At 69.4% G+C, this 7438-nt stretch carries 4 protein-coding genes and 1 pseudogene; all 5 read right to left on the reverse strand.

Going from position 1 to position 7438, the window contains the following annotated elements; genetic code table 11:
- Positions 1–231: 231 nt before the first annotated feature.
- Complete coding sequence (locus ACZ7MG_RS43635) at positions 232–3369, reverse strand: SAV_2336 N-terminal domain-related protein (RefSeq protein WP_471396537.1); 3138 nt, start codon at positions 3367–3369, stop codon at positions 232–234.
- An 11-nt stretch (positions 3370–3380) separates the two neighbouring features.
- Positions 3381–4385, reverse strand: a complete 1005-nt coding sequence (locus ACZ7MG_RS43640; protein ID WP_471396535.1) for an AAA family ATPase — start codon at positions 4383–4385, stop codon at positions 3381–3383.
- A gap of 60 nt (positions 4386–4445) precedes the next feature.
- A complete protein-coding gene (locus ACZ7MG_RS43645) occupies positions 4446–4811 on the reverse strand; it encodes a VMAP-C domain-containing protein (RefSeq protein WP_471946859.1) in 366 nt (121 codons plus the stop codon).
- A 32-nt stretch (positions 4812–4843) separates the two neighbouring features.
- Positions 4844–5554: pseudogene (locus ACZ7MG_RS43650) on the reverse strand (VMAP-C domain-containing protein); the annotation flags it as partial.
- Between the two features lie 146 nt (positions 5555–5700).
- The gene (locus tag ACZ7MG_RS43655; protein ID WP_471396531.1) at positions 5701–6399 is read right to left on the reverse strand and encodes a S1 family peptidase; all 699 of its coding nucleotides are present in this window, start codon (positions 6397–6399) and stop codon (positions 5701–5703) included.
- Positions 6400–7438 lie beyond the last annotated feature (1039 nt).

Genomic DNA, 7438 nt, shown 5'->3' on the forward strand with positions numbered 1-7438 from the left:
AAGACCCCAAGCCGTTCATCTGGACCAAGACAGCCGAAGAGATCCTCGACTCCCTCGCACGCTTCTGCCGACGGATCTCTGGCGCAGGACACTAGATCTACGCGCAGCGGTATTGCCTACCGGGGGTGAGGCTCCTCGGACCAGATGCACAAACCCGTCAGCGCTGGACCACCCGCGGCGGCCGCCAGTCGGGTTCTTGGCTGCGAGGATGTTGATGGCTGCGCGAGCAGCTCAGGGAGTTGGGCCAGGCGGGCACCGCCGGCTTCCAGGCTTCCTCCGCTCCTGACTGGCCGGCCACCCGGCGTCGCGGTGTGCACCGACTAGGGTGATGGCTGACGACTGCGGTGCAAGGTGTGCTGGTGTGATGTGTCGAGGGGGAGCTGGGCATGGGGGGGGCGACTGGCAGATCGCTGAGTGGGAGCGCGGCTGGTCGTCGTCGGACGGATGGGTGTGCGCCGACTGCGTCGGTGACGAACATCTGGCCGCTGCCCTGCGCTCGGCGCACGAACCGGAGGCCGACGGCGGCCGTCCTCGCCGCCTTCGCACCAGTCGGTGAGAATGCGGGCACGAAGCAGTCGGGACTCCACGAGCAGCCGGGAGCGGGCGGGTAGGAGCGTCCCCGAGGGCCCCTCGGGCGAGCAGACAGGCATGCTCGAGCAGGCCCAGGCTCTCGGCCAGAGCCGCGTCGTCTTGGCTCGGACGGGCCAGGAGGACGGCCTGGGCGTGGTCCAGAAGCGCGCGGCAGCGGTCCTCCACCACGAGCGACTGCCAGGAGGGCTCCCGCGCGGCGGCGCCCAAGTCTTCGACCGCACGGGCGGCGTAGACGTGAGATGCGTCGAGGTCCGGGCGCATGTCCTCGTCCAGGCCAGCGGGCAGGAGTCCGGAAGGGCCGTGGTGGCGGGCGAGGTCGAAGAGCACCAGGCCTCGTGCGAGTCGGACGCCGTCTTGGTTACCGGCCTGCACCAAGCCGTCAGCGGTGCGCAGAGCCTTCCCCAGCTGCATCGTGCACCACACGGCAGGGCGCTCCCTGGCATAGGGCGCTCCATCGACGGCGAGACGGCGCAGCAGTTTGATGCAGGTCAGGGCATGCCGCTGGGTCGACTCGTCATCTGCCCCGACGCGCGGACCGGGACCGGGAAGGTGCCCAACGGCTGCGGCGAGCAGGGCGGCCGCGATCCGAGGGCCCTCGTTCGAGGTCTCGCGCGGGCCGGCGCGTTGCGCCTCCAACAGCGCCAGTACCCACGGCGGCAGCAGTTCCCGGGTGAGCCGACCGGCCACTGCCTCGTCGGCCATCAGCTCCAGGACACGCGCAAGGGCTAGGGAAGCGGAAGGAACCAGGGGCACGGCCTCCTGGGCAGCGTACAACGCCTCGCGAAGGTGCTCCGCGATCGGCTGGATCGACCACCGGGTCAGGAGGATCTCGGCGAGTTCGGCGTGGTAGCCGGCTCGTATGGTGGGCTCGGGCTCGGCCCGGACGGCGTCGCGTAGCTCGCGCAGGGCGGCGTCCAAGTGGCGCATGGCACCGAGGCGGCGGAAGTCGTCGATGTGGTCGCGGGCCCGGTCAGCGAGCACGGACGCCGGGATGCGGCCCGCGGGGGCTGTACTTGCCGTGGCTGGCACGGGGACACCAGTGAAGTGCCGCACCACCTGCGCGGAGACATGAGCGAACTCCTCGAGCCCCGCGACCATGTGGTCGGCCCCGTCCGCTGTCGTGACTCCCCGGGCGCCGAGGGCGTAGACATGCTCGGGCGCAATGCTGTCGGCGAGGGCGGCCGACGCGAGGGCGGGGAAGTTGCGCGTTCCGCGCCCGTAGTGCCGTTCCACGTAGTGGGAGACGTGCTTGAGCACTAGCGCGGCCACGTCGCGGTCCAGCGTTCGCAGGAGTTCCTCGCGCACGCCTGAGTGGTACTCGAAGCGCAGAGCACCGGGGGACAGAGGTTCGTCCACGCGCTGGAACAGTCCGCTGAGCAGGACCTCGGCCATGGCCTCGGGGCCTGTTGCGGGAAGCATGGCACGTTGCACGAGCTGCATTACAGGTAGCGCCAACGGTGCTGCGGAGAGGAAGGCGGTCAGCAGCCGTAGGGCTGACGGCGAGGCCGTGCGGCGAAAACGTCGTAACCGCTTGGCAGCCGCGAGCGGGATCTCGGCGGGCGGTGGCCCGACTACTCCCGGGTGATCGGCCCGTACCAGGGCGGCCGCCCCCGGCGCCGAGAAGCCTGCGGTGTCGGCGACCAGCCGCGCCCACACTTCTAAGGGTTCGGCCTGCGGTGCGAGGACCGGCACGGGGAGCAGCCTGGCAGGCGGCTGCCGATCGTGAGGTGGCGCTTTGAAGGTGCGGAAGCCGATCCTGCCGGCGGGTCCCGGAAGGCGACTCAACGTGCCTGGTTCGGCCGGCAGGTGGGTGCGGGGCCACATCCGCTGGGGCAGTGGCTGCATGACGGCCACGGGACCGCCGCTCGCCAGAAGGTGCACGAGCCGTTGCATCTGGCCGCTGCGCCACAGGGGTCCTACGCAGTCGCTGAGGATCAGGACGAGGCAGCGCCGGCCGGCGTCCACGAGCCGGGTGGGAGGGACGACTCGTCCAGATCCCGTGCCTGAGTCGAACGCATGGGTGAGCGTCGGCCGCCCGTAGTGGTCCTCGTGCACGTAGTGGTAAGCGACGTTGCTGAATGCGCCGGCCCTTTGGGAGATCTGCCGCAAATCCTCGAACGTGTTCTGCCAGACGGCGTTCGAGGACGAGACGTCCATGAGCAGCACCATCCGGTACGTGTGCCGTCGCGCTGGACGCAACACGGGAAGCAGGAGGCGGGATTCGGCGGTGCGGTCGACGGTGGCGCTCTCGTCGAGGACGCGCACAGCACTGGTGTCCGGCATCTGCCCGCGCCGCAGCGGGCGCAGTGCGCGGATCAGTGACTGCGCGTCCGGCAGCATGGCCGCCGCAGGGACGCGGATGGCAGTCCGGGCGTCCGCCGCATGGCCGGACGGGCCAGCACTGGGGTCTTCGCCGGGCATCGCCAGGGACGCACGCCCTGCTCCGAGCTGCGCAGTGGACGGCGAACCGGCCGGCCGAACGGCCGCGGGGGGCGGGGTTTCGTCGGCTCGGTCCGCAGCGCCAGGCTCCCGGGACGCCGCAGGTCCTGGTGGGGACGGAGCTACGCCGGCCTCGGGCAGGGTGGGGGCAACTCTCGCCAGCCAGAGGGCATCGGCCACGTCCTCCGCTCGCACGTCGCCGTCCTGCGCACGCAGGGCGGCGATCAGCGTCGCGAGACGTCCCTCCGCAGCGCCGGTCCCGGACGGCTCGGGATGCCCGCGTCCCTCCTTGCGTCCGGCACGGGTCCCGGTGGACTTCCAGGATCCCTCGTCTGCCATGGCTCCTCCGGTCACCCGTGCCGCTGATCAATCGGCCTCATGAGCATCTCCAGGAGTTCACCGCGCCGAAGCGCGTCAGCACCCGCAGGTCCATTGACCAAAAAGATCGCGTTGAGCAGCTGATCTGCTGGCCTGGCCCCTCCTGTGTCGTCGCCGTCGAGAAACCGCTGGATCAGCTCCCCGTGCCGCGCATCCTCTCCACGGCCGAAGTGCGCTTGGACCAGGGCGGCGATCTGCTCGGAGTTCGGCTGGGACAGTTCCAGTGCCAGACACCGGCGCTGCAAGGCGGGCGGGAAGTCCCGCTCGCCGTTGCTCGTGATGACGATGAACGGAAAGGCTCGGCAGCGCACCTGCCCTTCATCTACCACCACCCGCCCCCCGTCGTCGGTAGGGACCGTGACCTCGGGCTGCCGGTCGGCGATGCGTTCCAGCTCCGGGATGGTGAACTCTCCGTCTCCCAGCACGTGCAGCAGATCGTTGGGTAGATCGATGTCACTCTTGTCGAGCTCGTCGATGAGCAGGGGGCGCGGCCGGTCCGCGGCGATCAAGGCCGTGCCGAGCGGGCCGAGCCGGATGTACCGGCCGATGCCGTCGGTCGGCTTCCCGACGCCTGAGGCGAGCTGGGAGTCCTGGAGCCGACCGAGTGCGTCGTACTGGTAGAGGCCGTCTTTGAGGGTCGTGCGGCTGACGATGGACCACTGCAGCACGCGGCCGAGCCCCAATTCGTACGCCACCGCGTGGGCAAGGGTCGACTTGCCCGTGCCCGGCTGTCCGGTGACGAGCAGCGGCCGGCGCAGGTAGAGCGCGGCGTTGACCATGTGCAAGGTGTGGTCGCGGTGGACGGGCGGTGTGCCGGAGTCCAGGCCGCCGAGCCGCCGCAGGGTGGTGGAGTCGACCGGGGGCACGTCGTAGGAGCCCTCACCGTCGAAGCGCCGCCACTCGGGGGCGGGAGGCAGGAGCGCCATACGGTCGGGATAGGGCTCCCCAGTGCCCTGATAGATCAGCCATTCATCCATGATGGGTGCTCCTTGCTCGGCTGCGGCGGGACGGGTGGGTGCGGGCCTGCCCCGCACCTGCTAGGGGGCGTCAAGTTCGAAGTCCTCACTCGGCAGCGGACGATGGGGGTCGTCGAAGAACAACGCCATGTGTTGCGCCCAGTCCCCTTCCGGTCGCGTCTCTGCTCTGTGGTAGCGCAATCTCCTTATACTGTCCGGGAGTTCACGAATCGTGTGGATCTCACCGAGAAGGCTGACAGTGCCTCGGACCAGCTCGTCGTCGCTGCGTCCCTCCGCGCGCCTCCTGGTGTTCCACAGCGCGACCGGAAAACCGGCTTCAAGGACCGCCGCGAGCTCCTGGCGCACGGTTTCCGCACCTGCCGCGCCACGGGCCGTCGGCCGGCCGAACACAGGAACGCTGCCGGGCCCGGTCCGCTGCCACCACACGTCCGGCCCCCGTCCGGCCCCCCTACCGGCACCGCGGTCAAGGAATCGGCATTATGCAGCGCCTCCCACCGTTCACGAACACGTACCATCCGGCCCGAGCGTCGACTCAGGTCCCGAAGCACCACGCTGCGTTGTTCACCCACAGGCCGTGATCGCGCAGGGTGCACGGCGTCGTGAGCCCGCCACAGGTGCACTTCGAGGTCGAAGTAGTCCGGGGGCAGGGCGACTTCCAACGGCGCTGGCAGGCCCGGCAGATCAGCTCTGCTGAAGGCGTCTGCCAAAGGCTGCGCCAGCCGGCGAACCACGTCGACCTCACGCACACCCCCACCCACACACTCCTCCTCCAGCGTGATCAATTCCCCGTCCCCCTGGTCCACCGCGATGCGCCAGTAGAACCGCGGTGGCATCGCGTAATGCAGGGGCTCCAGTTCAACGGTGACGACAGGATGACCGTCGCCCCGAGCCGGGAAAGGTGTCGCTGTGTGCGGCGTCGTACGCGGCTGCGCGAGCGAGGAAGGCAGGGACGCGTCGGTGACAAGCGCCCGCAGTGTGGGCGCCACTTGCGTCAGCCGTTCCCTGATCCAGGAGTCCAGTCGGAATGCCTCCGCATCCTGCGGGTTCGCGTGCCGGGTGTAGAGCACCACTAGGCGCAGATAGCGGAGGAACACGGCTGCGGGCGTGGGGTCGTGGCCGTAGAGCATGCCGTGGCCTTCACGCCAGGTTCTCGGCGGTAGCCATGCCATTCCGGTGGGTGCGTCTCCCAGGGTTGCCAGGAGGATGTCGGCGACCGGCCGCGCCCCTTCGGGAGAAGGGAGGGCGGACAGCAGGGCCAGCGCCGTGTGACGGTCGTCGGGGCTCCACTGGTCACCGGTGATGGCAAGGCCGGTGACTAATTGCCGTTGCAGGGTGGCCCAGCCGTCGGTCGCGTCGAGGATGGGGTTGGCGTGCCACCGGTCGTGGTCGGCGAGGACGCGCAGGCCGAGGGGGCCCAGGTCGTGCAGGGCCGCGGTACTGACCAGGAGGGCGGCGCTGTCACCGCGACGGGCCTTGGCAACTCCCACCACAGCACCGGTAGCGGGGTCGAACACTGGCCCTCCAGAGACCCCCATGGCCAACGCCCCGTCTCCGTGCAGCCCGTACCGTCCCGTGCTGCGGATGAGCTGGAAGGACCCCTCCCAGCGCTCGGTGCGGCCGTCCGCGCCGTGGGCGTAACCGCCGACGAGGACGGGCCGGGTGAAGAGGGGGGACGGTCACTGAGCCAGACCGCCGCGTGCGACGGCGGATCGTCCACTCGGACCAGGGCCAGGTCCTGCTCCGGCGGGATGAGACGGTGCGGATCCGGCTTCTCCTCCAGCAGCCAGGCTTCCAGCCGTGCCTCGCACGGCCTGCCGCCCGCAAGGCCGTCCCCCTGTACCTGGAAGGGCGCGCCGGGATCGCGCCACAGGTGGGGCGAGAGAACGTGCGCGCAGGTCAGGACCCAGCCTGGAGCGACGAAGAAACCGGAACCCCACACGTTGCCGTCGGCGGACCGCAGCCGCACCGTGGCCTCGTGCACCAGGGATCTCAGACCGGTCTCCACTTCGGTCATCGGCTCCTCGTGGCCCCCGCTCCTACGTGCCGATCCGTATCGCGTGTGGCAGTTGCGCCGAGGCTACCGACCAATTGGAAGCCTTGGGAGACGAACGGGCCACTCCGTGACACTGCCCGGTCCGGCGGCGCGGAGAACATCGGCCCGGCTGGCTTTGTCAGTGAGTTCTGGGTTCTGGCACAGATCTTGGGCAGACGCAGCGCACGCGGCGGCAGGCACGGGCGGTGTGAAACTGGCTATGCGTAACGACTACGCCGCGATTTTGATCGTGGGCACAATCGAACTTAGCGCGACACAGTGGCCTTCGAGCAACTGACCGACTCGTCTAGGGCTGCTTGCGGGCGTCTGACCAGGGGGCAACTTCGCGCTGTACGCGCCGCAGCATTTACAGCCAGCAGAGTGCCAGCCACGCCGCACAATGTCGTGGCCTTTGTATCTGCCCGCTGCACTTCCATGAACATCCCCGCTGCCGTGTCCCCGAGCTGTCGGCAACCCAGACCATGAGCCGGAGCGAAGCTCCCAGTCGTGTCAGGCACGTCTATGCCTCCTTCGGGTTCGCACCTGCCGTGTTCGTGTCCACACCCTGCGGGAGCCTCGCCAGGGCATGGGCCCCACTGAAGGGCACCGTTCATGCCGAACCCGTCACAGCCCGACGTGCCCCTTGCGCTCCAGGTGCAGGGGGACGAGGCCCTCGGGATAGGGGCACGGTCGGCGACGGCTATACGGCCGGTGACGAGGGCCCGGATCGGGCGGCCCTGTTCCGCCTCGCGTTGCTGGAAGCCTGCGACGCGGGTGAGGCAGTCGCTGTGGTGGACCCCGGTGGTCTGCAATAGTTCGTCGCCCCGTCGAGAAGCTGAACTTGCTTGAGCGACACGGACTCCCAACCGTAGATAGCTGCCAGACTGCTGCTGCCACCGCTCGATGCGTTGACGTGCCTTCCGGCTACAGCTCGAACTGCAGGTCGAGGACGTCGGTGAGTTTCACTTCGAGGCCGTGGGCGCGGCGGCCGTTGTCGCGGAAGTACACCTCGCCCAGGGCC

This window comes from Streptomyces sp. NPDC107538 (genome assembly GCF_055657445.1).